Source organism: Duganella sp. CT11-25 (assembly GCF_047302815.1).
GTDB lineage: Bacteria > Pseudomonadota > Gammaproteobacteria > Burkholderiales > Burkholderiaceae_D > Rugamonas.
In genome coordinates this window covers 5,762,198-5,785,567 of sequence record NZ_JBKBFD010000001.1, presented here as the reverse complement: position 1 = coordinate 5,785,567, position 23,370 = coordinate 5,762,198, and the positions used below count along the sequence as shown (strand labels likewise).

The window sequence follows — 23,370 nt, the reverse complement described above, 5'->3', positions numbered from 1 at the left end:
CGCCATGAACCGCACTTTCCCAACCTGGACCGGCGCCGCCATCCTGCTGCCGCTGCTGCTCACCGCCTGCGGCAACAGCAACGACGATGCGTCCAAAGTCAAAGTCAGCGTCACCGAGCTGGCCGCCGGCGCCTATATCGTCAGCGCCGGCGACGCCGCCAATCCCGACGCCGGCAAATACTATGCGGCGGCGGACGGCAGCCGGCTGCTGGTGCTCAACAATAACGCGCAGCAGGCCAGCGTCATCTACCGTCGCGACGTCAACGGCGGCTGGCAGGCGACGCCCGCCGCCACCGCGAATACGTCGCTGGAGCTGTTGAACAGCATCGCAACGCCATCGAAGATGATTAATGTCACGGACCTCACCAGGAGCTATACCGTGCGCCTGGCGGCCGGTACGGTGGCGGCATTTTCGGTGAGCGCCGGCGGCGACATCGTGGCGGGCGGCACCAGCTGCAAGCTGTCCGGCAAGCTGGCGGCGACCGCTCTGCCGAACTCGCTCAAGCTCTCGCTCGCCACCGCAGGCTGTGGCGACTTGCCGGCGCAGTCGGACGGCTACCTGGTGGTCGATAGCGACTATGCGCCCGCCGCCTTCCGCCTGCTCGCGTACGGCGGCACCGCGCCGGTGGACTTGTGGGCCTACGCCGAATAGGCCAGCCACTTCGCCGCTGCCGAGAAGGCGGCGGCGACGGATTTGTCGGAAGCCTCTCCGGGCGGCTCGGTGTTGGTCAGGCCGGTGAGGCCCATGGAAACAAGCTGCGCACACAGGGCGTCGATGCCGCGCGCATCGGGCATATATTTTTGGAACACCTTGACCAGGTTGTTGCCGCGCCGGCTGCGCATGTTCGCCGTGTAGGACGCCAGCTCCGGCATGCGGGTGGTGGCGATGGCCACCGCAAAATTGGCCCGCGCCAGGTCGAGCTTCTGGCCGTCGCCCTCGGTGCGCAAGCGCTGCAGCTCCTCCAGGTTGGCGGAGTCCACCGCGGACAGTATGTGGGCAATGATGGATTCCAGGCCCGCGACCACCAGGTCATGCTGCGTCGGAAACCGGTAGCTCAGCGTCGTATGCGGGATGCCCATCTCGGCCGCGATGGCGCGATGCGTCAGCCCGCCGACGCCTTGGGCGGCCAGCCGTATGCCGCAGGTACGCGCGGCCAGCGCATGCCATTCGGGCGAGCGGGCGGAGCCGGTTGAAACAGCGCCGCCGGCATACTGCATTTGCTCCAGCAGCAAGCCAAACAGGACGGCGTCCTCGGCGTCCGGCTCCGGCGCCAGGCCGCCGGCGAACAGGCGGCGCAGGCACAGCCGGCGCAGCATGCGGTAGGACGAGACGCCATGCAAGGCCACGCTGTAGGCCAGTTCCGCAATGATGTAGCCGTGCCACCAGCCGCAGTCCAGCAGCGCCGGCGCCAGCTCCGCCTTCAAGGCAAACCCGTGCCAGAACCGGTTCCGCTCCGCCGCCCAGGCGGCAAAGGCGGGCCGCAGCGATGCGTCCCAGCTACAGGCGTGCAACATTTCCAGGTACAGCAGCGACAGCGCGCGGTGGCGCGTGGCGAGATCTTCAAGAATGGCCTCGGCCAGATCGGCGGCAAGCGGCGGCGACGGAGTTCCGAGCGCCGTCAGCATCTTGCGCCAGTCCGCCAGCAGCAGCGCATCCTGCTCGCAGGCGGCGTGGCAGATGGCGGCAATGACATCGGCCCGCGCGCCGTAATGCGTGCTGAGCACGGTGACCGACACGCCCAGCATTTCCGCCAACGGACGCAGCGTCAGGCCGGCCAGCCCCTCGCTGCCGACGATGCGGCAGGCGGCGTCAAGCAACGCATCGGCGTGCGGCGCTTTTCTAGGCCTTCTTGCGGGGACTTGCTCGGTCAATGGAAGCTCGTGGTGTCAGGGGGACCGCGCCGATTGTAGAGCATTTCAATCACATCCGGGCCGGCGGCAAGGCCTCAGGTCCCGCATGATATTCACATTAAAAATGTCTCATATCGAAATATAAAATTATATTTATATCTTGGATGCCTGTAAGCTTCATTCATCGACATTTCATTGCTGGACAAAATATCATGACCCCTTTTGCCGCCATCCCGAACACCCTGATCATCCCGACCGCCACCGCCGGCCGCCGCTCGTGGAAAAAGATCATCCGCAGCATCTTCGAGCAGCTGGGCAAGCAGTACGCGCACAGCCCCTACATGCTGTAAGCAACACCACAGACAAAAAGGCCGGGGCCCGCCAACGCGGGACCCGGCCTTTTTTCATTTGCGCCAGGATCAGGCGCGGTGCGGCTGCTGCCTGGCGTTGATGCGGAACTGGCTCGGCGTCTGCCCCACTTCCTTGCGGAAGAAGCGCGTGAAGTAGGCCGCGTCCGAAAAGCCCAGCCAGTAGGCGATCTGCTCCATCGACATATCGCCGAAGATCAGGTTGCGCTTGGCTTCGGTGATGATGCGCGCATGGATCATCTTGGTCGGGCTTTGTCCCGTGGCGGCGGCGCAGGCGGCGCGCAGCTGCACCAGCGACACCCCCATCATCGACGCATAGTTCTGCAGCTGCAGATTTTCCCGGAAATGCTGGTCGATCAGCTCGCGGAACCGGTCCGCCAGGCGGATCTCGCTGCGGGTCACGCCGTCGTTGGCCGCCTGGTCCAGCGAGGTGCCGCGCACCAGCATCAGCATCAGCGACGTCAGCAGCGCTTCCGTCGCCACCACGTGGCCGACCGCCTTCGCTTCCAGCTCCTGCGCCAGCTTCGTGATCAGGCCGTGAAACTCCTGCACCGTCTCGTCGCCGAGCGGGATCACCCTGGGCAGCGACCACAGCTGGATGAATTCGTGCAGCTTGCTGTTGATCTGCGTGAGATACGACACTTCCATCGTCACCACCCAGCGGTCCGCGTCGAGCTCGTAGTCCAGCCCGTGCACGCATTCGGCCGGCAGCAGCATCGCGCACGGCCCCTGGAACGGCACGCTGTGCCCCTCCAGGTTCATGACGCCACGGCCGCTGCGCACGAAGTTCACCTGGCCATAGCGGGGATGCGCGTGGGGTTCGGTACGCCAGCGGCCGCGCTCGGTCACGTGGCCGATATTGACGAACCAGTGCTCGTCTTTTTCCTCCGCGGGTTCGACATACAAACGGACCTTGGGCACCGTTGTGAGCGTCACTTTATTGCCCGTCTCGCGTTGATACTTTGTCATCGCACTGTGTGTCATGAAGTCTCCTTTGCAGGGCGCACCGCGTTGGTTTTGAGCGCTGGCCCCGCGCCAACTATAGCTTTGATACGCACATTCGTCCACCGCTCGACAAAAGTGCCAGCGAATCTGATTTTTGTGTAGAGACGTGCAAGCGGCCATCTTCTATTCTTCACTCCATAGTATCGAAACATCCCACAGGAGAATGAAGTTGGCCACCAAAGTACACCTCAAAATCGCCATTGCCGAGCATCCGCACACGGCCGCCATCCGTGACGGCTCGATCCCCATCGAAGGCGTCGATGCCGAATTCGTGACCGTAAAACCACAGATCGGCGCCTTCCGCCGCATGGTGCGCGACGTCGAATTCGACGTGTGCGAGCTGGCGCCGACCACCTACATCATCGCCCGCGCCTACGGTGCGCCGTTCGTCGCGCTGCCGATCTTCGTGGTGCGCCGCTTCCACCACGGCGGCCTGCTGGTGCGCCCGGACGCCGGCATCCATTCGCCGAAAGACCTGGAAGGCAAGAAGGTCGGCGTGCGCGCCTACTCGGTCACCACCGGCGTCTGGAACCGCCAGGTGCTGATCGATGAATTCGGCCTCGATGCGTCGAAAGTCACCTGGGTGGTCGACGACGAGGAACACGTCACCCAGCTCAAGCTGCCGGCCAACGTGATCCACGCCGCCGCCGACACCTCGCTGGCCGACATGATGGCCAAGGGCGAGCTGGTGGCCGGCCTGGAAGGCGCGGCGGGCATCGGCCGCACCGGCGCGCCGACCGGCGGTTGGCAGGAAGTCGAAGCCGACTACCCGGACCTGCTGCCGAACGCGGCCCGGATCGAAGCCGAGTACTACGCCCGCACCGGCGTCTATCCGATGCACGGCACCATCGTCGTCAAGGATGCGGTGCTGGCCGAGCATCCATGGATCGCCAAGTCGATCTACGACGCCTTCGACCAGGCCAAGCAGCAATGGCTGGAGCGCCTCGACGCCGGCCTGGCCACCACCGCCGGCGACAAGAAATACCAGGCGCTGCAAAAGATCGTCGGCCACGATCCGCTGCCCTATGGCCTGAAGGAAAACCTGAAGACCATCGAGACGCTGGAAGCGACCGCCTTCAAGCAGGGCCTGACGCCGCGCCGCATGTCCATCGGCGAGCTGTTCGTCGACCCGAACGCACAATAAATACGGAGACCCCATGATTATCGATTGCCACGGCCACTTCACGACCGTCCCCAAGTCCTTCCGCGACTTTCGCGCCAAGCAGGTGGAATTCGCCAACGATACGGCCAACGGCCCGTCGCGCGATGAAGCCTTCGTCTCCGACGACCAGATCCGCGAAGCCGTCGGCGGCGGCCAACTGAAGCTGCAGCAGGAACGCGGCGGCGACCTGACCCTGTTCTCGCCGATCGCCGGCCTGATGAGCCACCACCTGGGCAACGAGCGCACCAGCCTGGAGTGGGCGGAAATCTCGAACGACCTGGTCTACCGCGTCACCGAAATGTACCCGGACAACTTCGCGCCGGTGTGCCAGTTGCCGCAATCGCCGAAGGCGCCGCCGAAGAACAGCGTGCCGGAACTGCGCCGCTGCGTCGAGGAACTGGGTTTCGTCGGCTGCAACCTGAATCCCGATCCGACCGGCGGCTACTGGACCGGCACCCCGGTCACCGACCGCGAGTGGTATCCGCTGTACGAGGCGCTGTGCGACCTGGACGTGCCGGCGATGATCCACGTGGCAGCCTCGTGCAACCCGTGCTTCCACGGCACCGGCGCGCACTACCTGAACGCCGACACCTCGGTCTTCATGCAGATCCTGCAGTCGGACCTGTTCAAGGACTTCCCCAGCCTGCGCCTGATCATCCCGCATGGCGGCGGCGCCGTGCCTTACCACTGGGGACGCTACCGCGGCATGTCGCTGGAGATGCAGAACCGTCCGCTCGAAGGCTTGCTGGACAACATCTTCTTCGACACTTGCGTCTACCACCAACCGGGCGTAGAACTGTTGACCAAGGTCATCCCCGCCGACAACGTGCTGTTCGGCTCGGAAATGATCGGCGCGGTGCGCGGCAAGGACCCGTCGACCGGCCAGTACTTCGACGACACCAAGCGCTACGTCGACGGCATCGCCTCGCTGACCGACGAAGACCGCTACAAGATTTTCGAGGGCAACGCGCGCCGCGTCTTCCCCCGCCTGGACCAGCGCCTGAAGGCGCAAGGCAAATAACCGGACCGAGACGAACATGACCACCATTGTAGATATTCACCCGCACATTATTTCCGACGACGAGCAACGCTACCCGCCGGCGCCGCTGTTCGGCAAGCGCTCGGACTGGTCGCAGGAACGGCCCAGCACCGTCGAGGCGCTGATCGCCGAGATGGACAAGGCCGGCGTCGCCAAGGCCGCCGTGGTGCACTCCTCGACCACCTACGGCTTCGACAACAGCTACGTGGTCGAAGGCTGCAATCGATACGCCGGCCGCCTGGTCGCCGTCGGCTCGGTCGACGTGCTGCGGGAAGACGCGCCGCAACGCATCCGCGAATGGCAGCAGCGCGGCCTGGCCGGCCTGCGCCTGTTCACCGGCGGCAGCACCAAGGAATTCGACCCGAGCGAGCTGGACGATCCACGCTCGTTCCCGGCCTGGGAACTGTGCGCCGAGCTGGGGCTGACCATGTGCATCCAGACCGGCCCCATCGGCCTGCCGCAGGTGACCGCGCTGGCCCGGCGCTTCCCGACCGTGCCCATCATCCTCGACCACCTGGGCCGTCCGGAAGTGGCCGACGGCGCGCCGTACGCCAAGGCGCAAAGCCTGTTCGACCTGGCGCCGCTGAAGAACATCTACCTGAAGCTGACGCCGCGCATCTTCAACGACGTGAGGAAGGAACAGGCCAGCGCCGCGACCTTCTTCCCGAAAGTGGTGCAAGCCTTCGGCGCCGAACGCCTGGCCTGGGGGTCGAACTACCCGACCTCGCCCGGCGCGCTGTCGGAGATCCTCGCCACCGCGCAGGCCGGCCTGGCCAGCCTGAACGACGAGGAGCGCGCGTGGATCTTCTGCAAGACCGCGCAACAACTCTACCCAGGCCTGGCATAACCAACGTCCTACACAAGAAAGAAAATAATGGAGACTAGTAAACCAGCACTGCCAGGGGCCGCAAGCCGCTGGACCATACTCGGGCTGCTTGCGCTCGGCGTGTTGATTTCCTTCATCGACCGCACCAGCATTTCCTCGGCGCTGGCGGACCATAACTTCGTGCGGGAATTCGCCCTGTCGAGCGTCGACCGCGGCTGGGTCAACGCGGCCTTCTTCTGGTCCTACGGCCTGTTCCAGATCCCGATGGGCGTGGTGGCGGACCGCTACGGCGTCAAGTGGCCGTATGCGATCTGCTTCGCGGCCTGGTGCGTCGCCACCGCACTGATGGGCGCGGTGACCGCCCTGACCAGCCTGGTCGTCATGCGCCTGATCATCGGCGCCGCCGAGGCCATCGTGATTCCGGCCAGCTACCGCTGGATCCGCAACAACTTCGACGAAAGCCAGAACGGCCTGGCGGTCGGCATCCTGGCGATGGGCAACAAATTCGGTCCGGCCATCGGCGCGCCGGTCGGCGCCTGGCTGATCGTCAACTACTCGTGGAACGTGATGTTCATCGCCACCGGCGTCGTCGGCCTGCTGTGGCTGGCGCCCTGGCTGGGACTGGTCCGCAACGACTTTCCCACCCGCGAGCAACTGGCGACGGCCAAGCGCAAGGCCTCCTCGGTGACCTTCGCCAACATCCTGTCCAGCCCGGTCGTCTGGGGCGGCATGATCACCAACTTCTGCTACGGCTACTTCACGTTCTATTGCATGAGCTGGATGCCGGCCTACCTGGTCGAGCAGCGCGGCCTGTCGCTGGCCAAGTCCGGCCTGTACACCTTCTTCAGCTTTGCCGGCATCGCCATCGTGGCGGCCATCGCCGGCTGGGCGGCGGACCGGGTGATCGCCCGCGGCAACGACCCCGTGCTGGTGCGCAAGGCCTTCATCATCGCCGGCTTCATCGGCGGTTGCACCGTGCTGCTGGGCGCCTATGCCGACACGCTGGAGATGGCGCTGTTCTGGAACGTGCTGTCGCTGTCGCTGCTGGGACTGGCCACCGCCAACAACCTGGCGCTGTCGCGCCTGACGCTGATCCCGAAACAGGCGATCGGCGCGGTCACCGGCGTGCAGCAGGTCGCCACCAGCCTGGCCGGCGGCGTCGCGGCCAGCCTGTCGGGATGGCTGCTGCATGTCAGCGGCAGCTACGACCTGCCGATGATGGTGATCTTCGTCTTCCTGCTGATCGGCGCGGCGGCCACGGCCATCCTGTTCCGCCCCCAGTGGTCGCCCAAGGTGACCGAGGAAATCGACGCCAGGAACGGCGCAGCGGCGCCGGACGGCGTCAAGGTTTGACCATAACAACTACATACACTAAGGAACGCAGATGGCAAAAATCGTATTCGGGATGGCGGTACCGCACAGCGGCATGCTCGGCCAGAAGCCTGAGGACTGGCTCAAGAATGGCGAACGCGACCGCAACAATCCGGAGCTGTGGTTCCAGAACCGCACCTGGACCTATCCGGAACTGGAAGCGCACCGCGAGGCGGCGTTTGAAAAATACCTGACCATCGAGGAGCGCACCGAGCGCGCCTCCCGCTGCCGCGTGGCGCTGGACAAGATGGCCGAGGCCTACCGCGCGGCCGACATCGATGTCGCGATCATCCTCGGCAAGGACCAGAAGGAAATCTTCACCCAGTTCTCGCCGTCGATCGCCATCTACACCGGCGAGGAAGTGCACAACGGCCCGCCGCAGCGCGATGTCTATGCGCCGGACCACCACGTGACGCACCCGTGCCATCCAAAGCTGGCGAGCTACCTGATCGACGCCTTCCAGAAAGAAGGCTTCGACCTGACCGACCTGTTCGCCTGGCCGGACAACGTCTGGATGAAGCCGCTGCCAGACTATCCGGTGGCGCCGCACGCCTACAGCTTCGTCTACCACCAGATCATGGACGACAACCCGCCGCCGCACGTGCCGGTCATCATGAACTGCTTCTACCCGCCGACGCAGCCGTCGATGGCGCGCTGCATCGAGTTCGGCCGCATCCTGCGCGACGCCATCACGGCCTGGCCGGAAGACGTGCGCGTCGGCATCTTCGCCTCGGGCGGCCTGTCGCACTTCGTCAACGATGAAGAGTTCGACCACAAGATCATGAAGATGCTGGGCGAGTACGACTACGACGGCCTGGCCGCGGTGCCGGACGGCTACTACCAGTCCGGCACCTCCGAGATCAAGCTCTACGTCAGCGTGATGAAAGCCATGCAGGACACCGGCGCCGAGATGACGGTGGTGGACTACGTGCCGTGCTGGCGCACCGCCGCCGGCACCGGCGAAGGCATGGGCTTCATGTACTGGGACAGCAAGCAATAACACCAACTTTACGCAACGAGGACATCATGAGCAACAACCGCCTGAACGGCATCATCCGCGCCTGGGAACAAGGCAAGCCGGCCTTCACCGCCTTCTCCAAGATCGACAAGCAATCGGCCATCGACATGAGCGATGCGCCATACGACGGCATCGTGTTCGAGATGGAGCACAATCCCTACGACGTCTCGGCGCTGGGCGATTCCCTGCAGTACCTGCTCAACCGCAAGCAGATCGCCAGCTCCGGTTCGCTGGCGCCGCAGGTCACGCCGCTGGCCCGCATCCCGGCCAACGGCGTCGAGATGAACCAGTCGTTCGCCAAGCAGGTGCTGGACCGCGGCGTCTACGGCGTGATCACGCCGCACGTCGCCACCGTCGAGCAGGCCTACAACGCCGTGGCCTCGTGCCGCTACGCCCGTCCGAAGAACGCCCCGCTGTACGAGCCCAAGGGCGCGCGCGGCGACGGCCCGATGAACGCCTCCCGCTACTGGGGCCTGACCCAGCAGGAATACTACGCCAAGGCCGACGTCTGGCCGCTGGCGCCGCAGGGCGAGCTCCTGGTCGGCCTGATGATCGAAAGCACCCAGGCCATCGGCAACCTGGACGACATGCTGGCCAACGTGCCCGGCATCGGCTTCGTGCTGATCGGCGAAGGCGACCTGTCGCAGGAACTCGGCCTGGCGCGCCAGTACGATCACCCGGAAGTGCTGGCCGCGATGGGCCAGATCGTCGCCACCTGCCACAAGCACAACGTCAAGGTCGGCAACCCGCACGTCACCGCCGCCAACTACGAGCGCCTGCTCAAGGAAGGCTACAGCTTCCTGATGTCGGCGCCGCAACGCAGCTACGGCGTGATCGGCAAGGCGCGCGACATGGCGGGGTACTAGGATGAACGGCGCCGAAAGCCTGGTCCACACCCTCACCGACCAGGGTGTCGACATCTGCTTCGCCAATCCGGGCACCTCGGAGATGCACTTCCTGAAGGCGCTGGAGAACCCGCGCATGCGCAGCGTGCTGTGCCTGTTCGAGGGCGTCTGCACCGGCGCCGCCGACGGCTACTACCGCATGAAGGACTCGCCGGCCTCGACCTTGCTGCACCTGGGCCCCGGCCTGGCCAACGGCCTGGCCAACATCCACAACGCCAGGCGCGCCTCGTCGGGCATGGTCAACATCGTCGGCGAGCATTCGGCCTCGCACCTCAGGTACGACCCGCCGCTGACTTCCGACATCGAAGGCCTGGCGCGTCCGCTGAGCCATTGGGTGCGCCGCGTCGAATCGTCGCACACGGTGGCGTGGGACGTGGCGGCCGCCGTGGCCAAGGCCAGCGAGCATCCGGGCCAGATCTCGACCCTGATCCTGCCGGGCGACGCCTCGTGGCAGGAAGCCGGCGCGCCGGTGACGCTGCCGCGTGCGGTGTCCGCCGCCAAGGCGCCCGAAGCTTCCAGCGTCGAGCACGTGGCCAAGGTGCTGCGTTCGGGCGAGCCGGCGCTGGTGATCCTGGCCGGCCGCGCGACGCGCGGCGAAGCGCTGCAACTGGCGGGCAAGATCAAGGCCGCCACCGGCTGCCGCATCGCCACCCAGTTCTTCAGCTCGCGCATCGAGCGCGGCGCCGGGCGCGTCACGCTGGAGCGCATTCCGTATGCGGTGCCGCTGGCGCTCGAATACCTGAAAGGCTTCAAGCACATCATCACGGTCGAGACCACCGAGCCGATCGCCTTCTTCAGCTATCCGGACAAGCCGAGCCTGCTGAAGGCGCCGGGCACCAGCGTGCACACGCTGGTCGATATCGGCGAGGACAGCGTGGCCGGCCTGGACATGCTGGTGCGGGCGCTGGGCGCGGGCAACACCGTCCCCGTGCTGCAGCAACGCGCGGAAGCGGCGCCGCCGACCGGCGCCCTGACGCCCGCCACCATCGCCGCCGCGCTGGCCGCCGCGCTGCCGGAAAACTGCATCCTGGTCGACGAGTCGCTGACCACCGGCCGCGAGACCATGGGGCTGACCGTGGGCGCCGCGCGTCACGACCTGATCAACAACATGGGCGGCTCGATCGGCTACGGCACGCCGGTGGCCACCGGCGCCGCGCTGGCCTGTCCCGACCGCCGCGTGTTCTGCATGGTCGGCGACGGCAGCGCGATGTACACCATCCAGTCGCTGTGGACCCAGGCGCGCGAGGGCCTGAACATCACCACCATCATCTTCGCCAACAACAGCTACGCCATCCTCAAGGCCGAATACGCCAACATGGGCGCCGGCGCGCCCGGCCCGCAGGCGCTGGCCATGATCGACATCGACCGTCCCAGCATCGACTGGCTGGCGATGGCCAAGAGCATGGGCGTGCCGTCGGTGTCGGTCGACACCGCCGAAGGCTTCCACAAGGCGATGCTCGACTCGACACGCGAGCAGGGTCCGACGCTGATCGAGGTTCGCCTGTAACTCATCTCAAGGAAAACAATCATGACTAACACCTATAGCGGTGTGCCTACGCTGCGCACCAACCTTTCCGAATACGCCGTCACCAAGGCGCTGCTGGACGGCCGCGTCAAGTCCGGCCTCGTCAACCTGGACTTCTGCGGTCCGACTCCGGCGCACAACGGCTTCAAGACCATGGTGCGCGAAAACGGCTACGACGCCGGCGAACTGGCCATCGTCACCTTCCTGCAGGCCAAGGCCTACGCCAAGCCCTATGTGATGCTGCCGGCGCCGATCTCGGGCCGCTTCCAGCACCACTGCGCCGGCTTCAACAGCGACTTCGGCCACATCAACCCGAAAGACATCGAGGGCAAGCACGTCGGCGTGCGCACCTATACCCAGACCACCGCGCTGTGGATACGCGGCATCCTGCGCCACGAATACGGCGTCGACCTGGACAAGGTGCACTGGATGACCTTGGGCGACGGCCACCTGGCCGAATACAGCGATCCGGACAATTGCACGCGCCTGCCGAAAGGCTCGTCGATCCCGGACATGATGATGAGCGGCGAACTGGCCGCCGCGCTGCTCGGCGAAGACATGCCGAAGGATCCGCGCGTGCGCACGCTGGTGCCGGATGCGCACGCCGCCGCCAAGGACTGGTTCGCGCGCGAGAACGTGGTGCCGATCAACCATATGTTCGTCGTGCATGAAGAGCTGTCGAAGCAGCGTCCCGACATCGTGCGCGAGCTGTACCGCATGATCGCCGAGAGCCGCGAACTGGCCGAAGGCGTGCCGGCCATCTTCCCGCCGCTGGGGCTGGAAGCCAACCGCAAGGGCCTGCAGCTGGCGATCGACTGGGCGCTGGACCAGAAGATCATTCCGCGCCGGCTGGAAGTCGACGAACTGTTCGACGACGTCACGGGCAGCCTGGGGTAATCCCGCGCCTGTCAAGGCTCACCCGCGACCGTCGAAATGAAATAAAAAAAGCAACGGAGACATTCATGCGACACAGTACGACCATCTGCCTTTTCTCGGCAGCGATGGCGGCCGCCCCTGCGTGGGCGGAAAGCAGCGTTACCATGTACGGCCTGCTGGATGACGGCATCGAGTACGTGCGCGGCACGGCCACCGCCGATGGCAAGACCTCCCATGAATTCCGCGAAGGCTATGGCACGGCGCCTTCGCGGCTGGGGTTTCGCGGCAGCGAGGACCTGGGCGGCGGCTTGAGCGCCATCTTCACGCTCGAATCCGGCATTTCCGTCGACACCGGCACCCTGAGCCAGGGCGGCCGGCTGTTCGGCCGCCAGGGCTATGTCGGCATCAGCGGTGACTTCGGCACGCTGACCGTCGGCCGCCAGTACACCATGCGCTACTACGGCATGCTGGATGCCGACATCTTTGCGGCCAGCCAGCAAGGCCTGGGGTCGCTGGACAGCGGGATTCCAAACGCGCGCGCCGACAATGCCATTTCCTATCGCGGCACGGCGGGCGCCTTCACCGGCGGCGTGAACTTCAGCACCGGCCGCGACGCCGTCAGCGCCAATAATCCGACCGCCACCAACTGTGCGGGCGAGACCGCCATCGCCCGCCAGTGCCGCGAGTGGTCGGCGATGGCCAAGTACGACGGCGGCGGCTGGGGCCTGGTCAGCGCGTACGAGCGGCAATACGGCGGCACGGCCGCCACCTATGGCGGCATGACGTCGCCCGACCTGCGCGACAGCCGCTTTACCGTCAACGCCTACATGAAGCTGGCCGACAGTCGCCTCGGCGCTGGCTGGCTCAGGCGCGTCAACGATGCCGGCAGCACGCCCAGGAGCCAGCTGTACTGGGTGGTGGCCGCCGTGCCGGCGACGCCGCTGCTGATGTGCGACGCCATGCTGGCGATGAACAGGTTCGAGGACTCGCCGAACAAGGCGGTGCTGCTCACCATGCGCGCTGTCTATTCGCTGTCCAGGCGCACCGGCGTCTACCTGTCGGCGTCGTTCATCAACAACAGCGGCACGCTGGCCAGTGCGGTCAGCACCAATTCGCCCGGCACAGGCCCGCTTCCGGGCGGCGCGCAACAGTCGCTGATGATGGGCGTCCGGCACGCATTCTGATCCTCCGGCAAAAGTACCAGTGAATCTGCCTTTTGTGCAAAGACGCGCACCCATGCGTCAAATATTCTTATAACGCTTCCCCAAAACTAAAACTACGGAGACACCATGAACAAGCACGCACGGACCATCGCGTCCACCCTTACCGCGATGGTCGGCACGCTGGCGGTTGCCGGCCATGCCGGCGCGGCTGATCTCAATCCCGGCGGCGACTGGCAGATCCGCTGGGACAACACCATCAAGTACAGCGCCGGCTACCGCCTGACCTCGCCCGACGCCGCGCTGACCACCGGCGCGGCCAAGGTCAACAACGACGACGGCGACCGCAACTTCAGCAAGGGCCTGATCTCGAACCGCGCCGACCTGCTGTCCGAGTTCGACGTCCAGAAAGACGGTTTCGGCCTGCGCCTGAGCGCCGCCGCCTGGTACGACTCGGTGTACAACAGCGGCACCTCCAACACCTCGCCAGCGACCAGCAACAACGTCAATGCCGCCTACAACCAGTTCGCCGGAGAGACCAAGGCCATCGCCGGCCGCAAGGCCGAGATGCTGGACTGGTTCTTGTTCGGCAAAAACCAGATCGGCGACGCGACGCTGTCGTACCGCCTCGGCCAGCACTCGCTGATCTGGGGCACCACGCTGTTCTTCGGCATGAACGGCATCGCCAAGGGCATGGCGCCGATCGACCTGTACAAGCTGTCGATCCCCGGTACTCAGGCCAAGGAAACCACCATCCCCGTGCCGCAGCTGTCGAGCACCCTGCAGCTGACCAACGACACCAGCGTCGAAGCCTACGTCCAGTTCAAGTACCGCCCCACCCGCCTGCATCCGGCCGGCAGCTACCTGAGCTCGACCGACATGCTGGGCGACGGCGCCGAAGCGATCTTCGCCGGTCCGCTCAAGCTCAAGTACGCCGGCATGGTCAAGGGCGACCTGCCGAACAACTTCGGCGTCGCGCTCAACACCCGCAGCGAGCTGCTCGATGCCGACATCGGCCTGTACGCGATCCGCTACAACGACACCTCGACCCAGGTGGTCACGCAGGCCGCCAGCCAGCGCTACTTCCTGGCCGTGCCGAACAACGTGCGTGCCGTCGGCGCCAGCGTCTCGCGCCTGATCGGCAGCGCCAACGTCGGCCTGGAAGCGTCGATGCGCTTCGGCCAGCCGCTGATCGCCAGGCAGGGTACGGTGGCGGTCCCGGCAGGCCAGGGCGCCGCCTGGCTCAACGACAACACGCCTTACCCGACCGGCCGCACCGCGCACCTGAACCTGTCGAGCACCATGATCGGCGGCGCCTCGTCGCTGTGGGACGGCACCAGCCTGGTCGGCGAACTGTCGGCCAACCATCTCAACAGCGCTCAACAGAACGCCGCCAAGGTCGACACCACGCTGAACAAGACCAGCTACGGCGGCCGTGTGATCTTCACCCCGACCTGGTACCAGGTGGCATCGGGCCTGGACCTGAGCCTGCCGCTCAACCTCGGCTGGTCGTTCAAGGGCCGCTCGGTAGTCGACACCGCCTTCCCCTTCTCCGGCAGCCCGGACCATGGCGGCGAAGTCATCGTCGGCGTCACCGGCGTCTACCTGACCAAGTGGACCGCCAACCTGTCCGTCATCAACTACCGGGGCAAGGCCACCTCGCAGCCCTTGCTGGACCGCGACTACGCGCGCTTCAGCCTGCAAACCAGCTTCTGACAAGAATACCAAGGAGACACACGACTATGAAATCGCCATCCTTTAACACCACCAGCGTCGCGCTGGCGATCAGCCTGGCAGTTGGCTGCATGGCCAACGCCTCGGCACAGGCCCCGAACCTGAAATCCGGCGCGCTCACGCCCTACGGCGCCGAACGCGCCGCCAACAAGGACGGCAGCATCCCGGCCTGGGACGGCAAGCCGGTGAATACGCCGGCCGGCGCCAACAACAAGCGTCCCGATCCGTTCGCTGCGGAAAAACCGGTGGTGCAGATCACCGCCGCCAACGCCGCCCAGCATGCCGACAAACTGACCGACGGCACCAAGGCGCTGCTGGCCAAGTGGCCGGGCATGCGCATCGACGTCTACCCGACCCACCGCAGCGCGGTATTCCCGCAAGCCGTCTACGACGCCGTCGCGCAGAACGCCACGCGCGCCAAGCTGACCAACAACGGCGTGACGGTGGAAGGCGCCTATGGCGGCATCCCTTTCCCGGTACCGAAGAACGGCCACGAAGCGCTGTGGAACCACATGCTGAGCTATCGCGGCCAGCTGACCAGCTTCACCGCCGACAAGTACGTGATGACCGCCAACGGCGACCGCGTGCTGACCAACCGCCAGCGCACCAGCCTGGCCTATCCCTACTACGACCTGAAGGGCAAGGCGGAAGCCTTCGGCGGCGAATGGGCGCGCGCCCGCCTGGACATCACGGAGCCGCCGGCCAACTCAGGCCAGGCCATGATGACCATCGACTATGTCGACAACTACACCAAGCCGAAGGACGGCTGGCAATATGTGCCGGGCCAGCGCCGCGTGCGCAAATCGCCTTCGCTGGTGTACGACACGCCGGATGCCTCGGCCGCCGGCCTGGCCAACTTCGACGACGTCAACCTGTTCATCGGCGCGCAGGACCGCTATGACGTCAAACTGGTGGGCAAGCGTGAAATGATCATCCCGTACAACAACAACGGCCTGTTCGCCAAGCCGGTCAACGCCGTCATCGGCAAGGGCACGCTGAACCCGGATGTGGTGCGCTGGGAACTGCACCGCGTGTGGGTGCTGGAAGCGACGCTGCGCGACGGCAAGCGCAACGTCGCCGCCAAGCGCCGCCTCTACCTGGATGAAGACACCTGGCAAGCCGTGCTGGCCGACACCTGGGATGCGCAGGGCAAGCTGTGGAAGACCGGCCAGGCCTTCACGCTGCTGGCCGGCGACGAACCGTCCGCCAGCACGCTGAGCTACACGTGGTTCGACCTGCTCTCCGGCGGCTGGGTCTATGCGGCGGCGATCAACGAAACCGGCGGCGTCTCCTACCAGGACTTCGACAGCAAGCAACTGACGCGCTTCACCTCGGGCTCGCTGGCTAGTGGCGGTGTGCGGTAATCATGAAGTCGTCCATTTGCACAACCATGCTGCGGGCGGCCCTGGCCGCCCTGGCAGTTTCCTCGGGCGGCGCCGTCCTCGCCGCCGGCACGCTGCCTTCCGCATTGCAGCGGCCGGCGCTGACGGTGGCGCGTCCCACGGCCGCCAACCTGCTCGCGGTCGCACGCACCGGCGACCGCCTGGTGGCCGCCGGCGAGCGCGGCCTGATCATCTATTCCGACGACTCCGGCCGGCACTGGGCGCAGGCCAAGGTTCCGGTCAGCGTCACGCTGACCGCCCTGCGCTTCGCCAATGAACGCGAAGGCTGGGCGGTCGGCAACATGGGCGCGGTACTGCGCACCATCGACGGCGGCGCCACCTGGTCGCGCGTATTCGACGGCCAGCTCGCCGCCGCGCTGGCCGAGCAAGCCGCGCAGCAAGCCTGGGACGCGGTCAAGCCCGATCCGCAGAATGCCGACCATCCGCTCAACCTGCTGCTGGCGGACGCCCAGCGCCTGGTCGACGAAGGCGCCGACAAGCCCTTTCTCGATATCACACTGCGCGCCGACGGCTCTGTACTGGTGGTGGGCGCCTACGGCCTGGCCTTCTCCAGCGCGGACGGCGGCCGCAACTGGAAGGCGCACATGAAGGACCTGCCCAATCCCAACGGCGCCACCATCTACGGTGTAGTCAGCCGTCAGCGGGAACAATACCTGTTCGGCGAACAAGGCCTGCTGCTGCGCGCGAACGCGGCGGATGCGCCGTTTACAACGCAGCAATCGCCAACCGGCGGCAGCCTGTTCGGCGCGCTGTCGCTCAAGCAAGGCGCGCTGATGGTGTTCGGCCTGCGCGGCAAGGTGTATCGCAGCGCCCAGGCCGGCGCGCCGTGGACGGAAGTGCAAACCCCGGTCGACGCCTCGCTGATCACCGGCCTGCAACTGGCGGACGACACGGTGCTGCTGCTGGGCGCCGCCGGCCAGATCGTCGCCAGCCACGACCAGGGCCAGACCTTTTCCGCCCTTCCCTTGAAAGTCCGCTTCCCCTTCACCGGCGCCACCGTCGCGCCTGATGGAATGCTGGTGATCGTCGGCACGCGCGGCCTGCTGCGCATGGCGCAACCTGCCGCTGCCGCAGCACCGGCATTCATCACGAAAAACGCCAAGCCATGAACACCACGCAACACGACAATACCCCCTTCGATCCGGAATCCGGCAATCGCCTCGAACGCTTCGTGTTCGGCCACCGCGCCTGGCTGCTCGCGCTGTGCCTGCTGGTGACGGTGCTGCTGGGCTGGCAAGCCAGCCGCATCGTACCGAACGCCAGCTTCGACGGCATGCTGCCGATGAACCATCCCTACCTGCAGAACTACCAGGCCGAACGCAAGAAGCTGGTGTCGCAGGCCAACAGCCTGCGCATCGTGGTCGAGCACAAGGGCAGCGGCAGCATCCTCGACGCCGCCCACCTTGAAACGCTGCGCCACTTCAACGATGACGTATTCCTGCTGCCCGGCGTGGTGCGCGGCCAGCTCAAATCGCTGTGGACGCCATCGACGCGCTGGACCGCCGTCACCGAACGCGGCTTCGAAGGCGGCACCGTCATTCCCGACGACTACGACGGCACGCCGGGCGCGCTGCAAAAAGTGCGCCTGAACATCGAACGTTCGGGCGAGGTAGGCCAGCTGGTGGCGCGCGACTTCCAGTCCAGCGCACTGATCGTCCCGCTGGCAGAACGCGACGAAGCCGGGCGCGAGCTGGACTACGCCGCGTTGTCGCAGCAACTGGAAAAACTGCGCGCCAGGTACAACAGCGACCACATCGAAATCCACATCACCGGCTTCGCCAAGGTCGCCGGCGACCTGCTTGAAGGACTGGTGCAAGTACTGGCCTTCTTCGGCCTGGCCGCGCTGATCTGCGCCGCCATCGTGTTCTGGTACACGCGCTGCATCCGCAGCACGCTGCTGGTGATGGCCTGCTCGCTGATCGCCGTGGTATGGCAGCTGGGCATGCTGCCGCTGCTGGGTTACTCGCTGGACCCGTATGCGGTGCTGGTGCCGTTCCTGGTGTTCGCCATCGGCATGAGTCACGGTGCGCAAAAGATGAACGGCATCATGCAGGACATCGGACGCGGCATGTCGCGCCTGGTGGCGGCGCGCTTCACCTTCCGCCGTTTGTTCATGGCCGGCTTCACCGCGCTGGCCTGCGATGCGGTCGGCTTCGCGGTACTGATGATGCTCGACATCCACTCGATCCGCCGCCTGGCCACGACCGCCAGCCTGGGCGTCGCGATCCTGGTGTTCACCAACCTGATCGTGCTGCCCGTTCTTTTAAGCTACACCGGCGTCAGCGAACGCGCCGCCCGCCGCGCCGCCAGGACCGACAGCGACGCAGGCGACCGCCACACCTTCTGGACCTTGCTGTGCAAGTTCACCGAGCGTCGCTGGGCAGTCTGCACCATCGTCGTCGCGGTCGCGCTGGGCGCCTACGGATTACATGCCAGCCGCATGCTGCAAGTAGGCGACCTCGACGCCGGTGCGCCGGAACTGCGTCCGCAATCGCGCTACAACCTCGACAACGCCTACCTGACCCAGCACTACAGCACCAGCAGCGATGTGCTGGTGGTGATGGTGCGCACGCCGCTACAGGGCGCCATGAAGCTGGACGTGCTGGAGCGGGTCGACGACCTCGAATGGCGCCTGCGCCAGGTCGAAGGTGTCGAGACCACGCAATCGCTAGCCTCGCTGGCGCGGCAGGCGGCGGTGGGCATGAACGAAGGCAATCCACGCTGGTACGAACTGCAGCCGAATCAGGCCGCGCTCAACACCGCCAGCTCGCGCGCGCCGCGCAGCCTGGTCGACGCCGACTTCTCGCTGCTGCAGCTGCAGGTCTACCTGACCGACCACAAGGCGGCCACGCTGCGCCGCGTCGGCGCTGAAGTGGAAGCCTTCGCCAAAGAGAACGACACCGCCGACGTCAAGTTCCTGCTGGCGGCCGGCAACGCCGGCTTCGAAGCGGCCACCAACGAAGTCGTCGAGAAGGCCAATCACGAAATGCTGCTGATGGTCTATGCGGCGGTACTGGCGCTGGCCTATGTCACCTTCCGCTCGTGGCGCGCGGTGGCCTGCGCCATCATCCCGCTGGCGCTGACGTCGGTACTGGCCGAAGCCTTGATGGTATGGCTGGACATCGGCCTGAAAGTGGCCACGCTGCCGGTGGTCGCGCTGGGCGTCGGCATCGGCATCGACTACGCGCTGTACGTGCTCAGTATCATGCTGGCGCAGATGCGCCTGGGGTTGCCTCTGGCGAAGGCCTACCACCAGGCGCTATTGTTCACGGGACGGGTGGTGATGCTGACCGGCGTTACGCTAGCGCTGGGCGTGGCCACCTGGGCGTTCTCGCCGATCAAGTTCCAGGCCGACATGGGCATCCTGCTGGCCTTCATGTTCATCGTCAACATGATCGGTGCGCTGGTGCTGCTGCCGGCCTTGGCCAGCTTTCTGCTGAAGCCGACGCCGCTGGCGCAATCCAGCGCTCATGACCACGCGGGCCCGCAGCCAGCCGACCGCGCCGCCTGATCGTCCAGGTGCAAACTAAAGCGGCGCCCCCCTCCAGGGCAGCCGCCATTTTTGTCCTCAAAGGTCACCCGGCTAAAATGAGAAAGAGCGTTCGGAGATTTTCCCAACACATAGAGGGAAAAATTTCCATCGGGAGCAATTGCAACGTCATTGCGAGCGCACTGGCACAGTTGCTCCTTTCCTGATAAAGATACTCAAAATGTGGCTAGCGGGATTCGGTGGGACAATTGTTGCTCCTTGAAGGGAGAGGATATTGAATTCCTGCGAGTACCAATCTTATCGTCTATTCACAATCCTCGACGCGGCGGCAATCGGGAAAAATTCAAGACTCCACGCCGGCATGCGACAATCCGGGTTTGCAACTTACCGGATAGAAAAATATGAGCCGATCCCTACACCGCGCCAACCAGCGCCAACGCAAGAAAATGCACCTGGGCGAATTCCAGGAACTGGGCTTCATGGTCGACGCCAAGCTGGCTGAAGGCCAGGATGAACCGCAGCGCAACGCATTGCTGTACCGCTTCCTGCTGGAAGCCATCGAAGCCAACGGCCTGGCCTTCGGCGGCGGCATGAGCAGCGACTTCAGCGGCTTTGTCGTCTCCGACAAAGCCTACGGCAAAGTCGAAGAGCGCCACCGGGAGCTGGTACGCGCCTGGCTGGAAAGCCAGAGCGATCTCCAGCAAGTCCAGGTCGGCGAACTGCGCGATGCCTGGTACGGTTGGGGTTAATCGTATTTGGTGTCAGTGCCGACATTCGGACACGGGCTGATGCGTACTTCAGCCGAGCCTGTGTCCGAATGTCGGCACTGACACCCATCCCTGTGTCCGAATGTCGTCACCCCTGCCGTTCCCTATTTGCTCTCACGCGAGAGTATATTTCACCGTAGTACTCCTCCACGGGCTTGAAAGCGGAATTCTTTCTCCGAATCGCTTGAGGGTGCCGGGAGCGGAAGCAGAGAATGTCGCCGATGTTGAATTGCCACAACGCCCGCTTGACTATCGCTTCGCTGTTGGTTCGATCGGGGAACGTCGCTTTGATGACGCTGTCGTAGCTCGCGCCACAGGCAAAGATAATGACGTCCGGCTTTAACAGTTCCACCTCAAATCTCAGCATGTCTTGGGAGATCTTCGTCAGTGCCTCTGAAATCCCCTTTGAGTTGCGGGAATATCCCCTGCCGTGCTCCCAATCCATTCTCATGAGATTGGTCCAGGCTACGGCATCCGCTTGCGCGCCCAACAACTCTTGCGCCGTGCGACGCAACATCTGAAAGAATCGGCCTGGCCAGTTCTGGCCGCTCATCTGCTTCTGATAGCGCGTCATCAACGATGACATCGCGTCCTGGCGTTCGTAATAACTTTCCAGTTTCCCCCACCATCCATTGGTCTCTTTGCCAATAAACATGATTCGGATCGGGGCTTTCAAATACGTGTCAGAGATTGAAACCAGCAGCGGCGCCGACAGTTCGCGAAGGTGATTTTCATCGAACAACGGCTTGGCGTTCGCCAACGTAGTCAAATAGAACTCGTTCAACCTCGCTTGCAATAATTCTCGCTCGCTCAAATTTTCTCCACTGTGACGTCAATTGCGTCAGCCGCAGTCAGAATACCACCTCCATCATTGTCGTACTCGGATATGACTTAGCCTTTTACGTTTGTCGAAAAAAACGGCCGCCACCCGAGAGGTGACGGCCGCTTTCAGCAATCGACTCGTACTAGCCCTGCGGAACGAACAGCGGCATCGAATCCTCCCATCGGCTATCCGTGAGGATACGCTTGTCGCTGCCATCCGCGTTCATCACGTAGATCTGGCCGTATTGCTGGAAAGTCTGCTCATACAACGCCGCTTCGTCGCGGAAGCCGTGCTGCGAACCGCTCCACAGGATGCGGCCGTCCGCGCTCCACACCGCATGGCCGTCGCCCGACTCGTGGTTGGTGCAGCGGAACAGGCCTGTACCGTCGGGCTGTATCGTGTAGATGTCATAGTTGCCGTCTTGGCCCCGGCGCGTAAACACGATGCGCTTGCCGTCCGGCGACCAGCCCGGCAGATTGTCCAGCCCTTCCGTCAGCACGCGCGACTTGCGCGTCTCCAGGTTCAGCACGCGCAGCCCCTTCTCCTTGGCGCTCCAGACCCGATACACCAGCTCCTTGCCGTCCGCCGAGTAGCTCGGGAAGCCCGAGTGCAAGGTGCCGTCCGTCAACTGCTCGGCGCCGGTGCCGTCGCGGCGCACGCGCCATAGCGCCGCCGTCATCGTGTTACGCTCGTTGAACCAGTAGCCGAGGCCGAAGGCTATCCACTCGCCGTCCGGCGACCATGTCGGCTGGAACGCGCCGGCCAGGCCCATGCGTACCTTGGCGTCCGCCAGACCGCGCCCTTCCGATTCGAATACCTTGCGCTTGTCCGAACCGTCGGCCCGCATGATCTGGATCGAGCTGTTGCCCAGTTGCTTGTCGGTGTACACAATCCAGCCATCGCGCGACATCATCGGATAGACGTCGACCGAGCGGTAGTCCCACTCCTTATCCCAGCTGAACAGCGGTTTGAGCAGCGGCCGTACCGGCTTGAAGGCAACCTTTTCATAGATGACCGACTTACCGTCCGCCGTCCAGCTCGGCGAGCGGATGAAGGTTTGCTTGACCGGCGCGCGGCCGGAGGTATAGGCCAGTCCCTCGTTCGGGCCATACTTGATCAGGTAGCCGATTTCCGAGTTGCCGAGGTATTGCGGCTGCAGCTTCAGGTCGGTGCCGGACGTATGCTCGACCCGATCGCCGCCGCTGGCGACATCGACCGACACGATCTGCGAGTACGCCTTGCCGACATAGTTCGGGCGCCGCGCGCCCCAGGTCGCCTCGACCGTCATTTCATAGAACACGATGCGCTTGCCGTCCGGCGACCATTGCGGCGAGCCCAGGCAATAGCCAGGCTTGGACGCGACCTTGCGGAAACCCGTGCCGTCGGGACGGATGATGTAGATGCTGAGCTCCTGCGTATGCTCCCAGCCCTGCCCCTGGTCGTGACCGGTCCATTCGGTGTCGCGATCGCTGGAGAACGCGATCCACTTGCCGTCCGGCGACCACGATGGGCGGAAATAGCAATCCGGCTTGCCATCCTTGCCTTTGACCTCGCCGATGCCGGTCAACTGCTTGAGCCGCCCGCTGGAAATATCCTGCACCCAGATATTGGCGCGATAGCCGTTGCGCGTGGAAACGAAGGCCAGCGTGCGGCCGTCCGGCGACAGCGCCGGCGCGTCGTCCATGGAATCGCTGACGACCAGCGGCTCGATGCCGCTGCCGTCGCGGCGTGCGCGGTAAATGTCGGACTGGCCGTCGGCGCGGCGTTCGGACGTGAACAGCAGCCAGTCCCCAGACTGGCTGGCGTTGTATTCGTAGGCGGTGTCGGCCAGCAACTTGCGCTCGTTACCGCCGTCCAGATTGGCGATATACAGCTCGGATACCGATGGCGCGATGCGATTCATCAGCATCACACCCTTCTTCTTAACAACAGCTTGCGCCCGCGCCACTGCGGCAAGCGGCAACTGCGCCGCCACTGCCGCCGAACCCAACAGGCGAAGGATTTTTCTGCGATCCATGAGTGCTCCTGATAATAGTTTTGAATTTCT

At 64.8% G+C, this 23,370-nt stretch carries 20 protein-coding genes; 16 read left to right on the top strand and 4 right to left on the bottom strand.

The window, feature by feature from the left end:
• Positions 1-4: 4 nt before the first annotated feature.
• The gene (locus tag ACEN9F_RS25040) at positions 5-652 is read left to right on the top strand and encodes a hypothetical protein (RefSeq protein ID WP_413424419.1); all 648 of its coding nucleotides are present in this window, start codon (positions 5-7) and stop codon (positions 650-652) included.
• Here ACEN9F_RS25040 and ACEN9F_RS25035 read toward each other — a convergent pair.
• Positions 640-1,872, bottom strand: coding sequence for a hypothetical protein (locus ACEN9F_RS25035; protein WP_413424417.1), 1,233 nt, complete (start codon positions 1,870-1,872; stop codon positions 640-642). The genes ACEN9F_RS25040 and ACEN9F_RS25035 overlap by 13 nt on opposite strands.
• 191 nt (positions 1,873-2,063) lie before the next feature.
• Here ACEN9F_RS25035 and ACEN9F_RS25030 point away from each other — a divergent pair, with 191 nt between their 5' ends.
• Positions 2,064-2,201 carry a hypothetical protein gene (locus tag ACEN9F_RS25030; protein WP_413424415.1) on the top strand — a complete coding sequence of 46 codons (138 nt, stop codon included), beginning with the start codon at positions 2,064-2,066 and terminating at the stop codon, positions 2,199-2,201.
• Between the two features lie 69 nt (positions 2,202-2,270).
• Here the strand turns inward: ACEN9F_RS25030 and ACEN9F_RS25025 are convergent, their stop codons facing one another.
• Positions 2,271-3,155, bottom strand: coding sequence for a helix-turn-helix domain-containing protein (locus ACEN9F_RS25025; RefSeq protein ID WP_413424413.1), 885 nt, complete (start codon positions 3,153-3,155; stop codon positions 2,271-2,273).
• A gap of 238 nt (positions 3,156-3,393) precedes the next feature.
• Here ACEN9F_RS25025 and ACEN9F_RS25020 point away from each other — a divergent pair, with 238 nt between their 5' ends.
• From ACEN9F_RS25020 to ACEN9F_RS24955, 14 genes are all read left to right on the top strand, one after another.
• Positions 3,394-4,368 (top strand): ABC transporter substrate-binding protein, encoded by a 975-nt coding sequence (locus tag ACEN9F_RS25020; RefSeq protein ID WP_413424411.1) that lies wholly within the window; start codon positions 3,394-3,396, stop codon positions 4,366-4,368.
• Positions 4,369-4,381: 13 nt separating this feature from the next.
• Entirely contained in the window at positions 4,382-5,407 is a 1,026-nt protein-coding gene (locus ACEN9F_RS25015; RefSeq protein ID WP_413424409.1) for an amidohydrolase family protein, read from the top strand.
• Positions 5,408-5,423: 16 nt separating this feature from the next.
• The gene (locus tag ACEN9F_RS25010; protein WP_413424407.1) at positions 5,424-6,272 is read left to right on the top strand and encodes an amidohydrolase family protein; all 849 of its coding nucleotides are present in this window, start codon (positions 5,424-5,426) and stop codon (positions 6,270-6,272) included.
• A gap of 27 nt (positions 6,273-6,299) precedes the next feature.
• Positions 6,300-7,604, top strand: coding sequence for an MFS transporter (locus tag ACEN9F_RS25005; RefSeq protein ID WP_413424405.1), 1,305 nt, complete (start codon positions 6,300-6,302; stop codon positions 7,602-7,604).
• Positions 7,605-7,635: 31 nt separating this feature from the next.
• Positions 7,636-8,622 (top strand): protocatechuate 3,4-dioxygenase, encoded by a 987-nt coding sequence (locus tag ACEN9F_RS25000; protein ID WP_413424403.1) that lies wholly within the window; start codon positions 7,636-7,638, stop codon positions 8,620-8,622.
• Positions 8,623-8,648: 26 nt separating this feature from the next.
• Positions 8,649-9,506 (top strand): HpcH/HpaI aldolase family protein, encoded by an 858-nt coding sequence (locus tag ACEN9F_RS24995; protein ID WP_413424401.1) that lies wholly within the window; start codon positions 8,649-8,651, stop codon positions 9,504-9,506.
• A gap of 1 nt (position 9,507) precedes the next feature.
• Complete coding sequence (locus tag ACEN9F_RS24990; protein WP_413424399.1) at positions 9,508-11,052, top strand: acetolactate synthase large subunit; 1,545 nt, start codon at positions 9,508-9,510, stop codon at positions 11,050-11,052.
• Positions 11,053-11,073: 21 nt separating this feature from the next.
• Positions 11,074-11,967 (top strand): phosphate ABC transporter substrate-binding protein, encoded by an 894-nt coding sequence (locus tag ACEN9F_RS24985; RefSeq protein ID WP_413424397.1) that lies wholly within the window; start codon positions 11,074-11,076, stop codon positions 11,965-11,967.
• A gap of 65 nt (positions 11,968-12,032) precedes the next feature.
• Positions 12,033-13,130 carry a porin gene (locus ACEN9F_RS24980; protein WP_413424395.1) on the top strand — a complete coding sequence of 366 codons (1,098 nt, stop codon included), beginning with the start codon at positions 12,033-12,035 and terminating at the stop codon, positions 13,128-13,130.
• Between the two features lie 105 nt (positions 13,131-13,235).
• Positions 13,236-14,822 carry a DUF1302 domain-containing protein gene (locus ACEN9F_RS24975; protein WP_413424393.1) on the top strand — a complete coding sequence of 529 codons (1,587 nt, stop codon included), beginning with the start codon at positions 13,236-13,238 and terminating at the stop codon, positions 14,820-14,822.
• A gap of 26 nt (positions 14,823-14,848) precedes the next feature.
• Entirely contained in the window at positions 14,849-16,204 is a 1,356-nt protein-coding gene (locus tag ACEN9F_RS24970) for a DUF1329 domain-containing protein (RefSeq protein ID WP_413424391.1), read from the top strand.
• A gap of 2 nt (positions 16,205-16,206) precedes the next feature.
• Positions 16,207-17,352, top strand: a complete 1,146-nt coding sequence (locus ACEN9F_RS24965) for a WD40/YVTN/BNR-like repeat-containing protein (protein ID WP_413424389.1) — start codon at positions 16,207-16,209, stop codon at positions 17,350-17,352.
• The gene (locus ACEN9F_RS24960) at positions 17,349-19,754 is read left to right on the top strand and encodes an efflux RND transporter permease subunit (RefSeq protein ID WP_413424387.1); all 2,406 of its coding nucleotides are present in this window, start codon (positions 17,349-17,351) and stop codon (positions 19,752-19,754) included. Before ACEN9F_RS24965 ends, ACEN9F_RS24960 begins: the two co-directional genes overlap by 4 nt.
• A 380-nt stretch (positions 19,755-20,134) precedes the next feature.
• A complete protein-coding gene (locus ACEN9F_RS24955; protein WP_413424385.1) occupies positions 20,135-20,482 on the top strand; it encodes a YggL family protein in 348 nt (115 codons plus the stop codon).
• 106 nt (positions 20,483-20,588) lie between these two features.
• Here ACEN9F_RS24955 and ACEN9F_RS24950 read toward each other — a convergent pair whose 3' ends face one another.
• On the bottom strand, positions 20,589-21,314 hold the full coding sequence (locus ACEN9F_RS24950) for a hypothetical protein (protein WP_413424383.1): 726 nt from the start codon (positions 21,312-21,314) through the stop codon (positions 20,589-20,591).
• 151 nt (positions 21,315-21,465) lie between these two features.
• Entirely contained in the window at positions 21,466-23,340 is a 1,875-nt protein-coding gene (locus tag ACEN9F_RS24945) for a hypothetical protein (RefSeq protein ID WP_413424381.1), read from the bottom strand.
• Between the last annotated feature and the right edge of the window lie 30 nt (positions 23,341-23,370).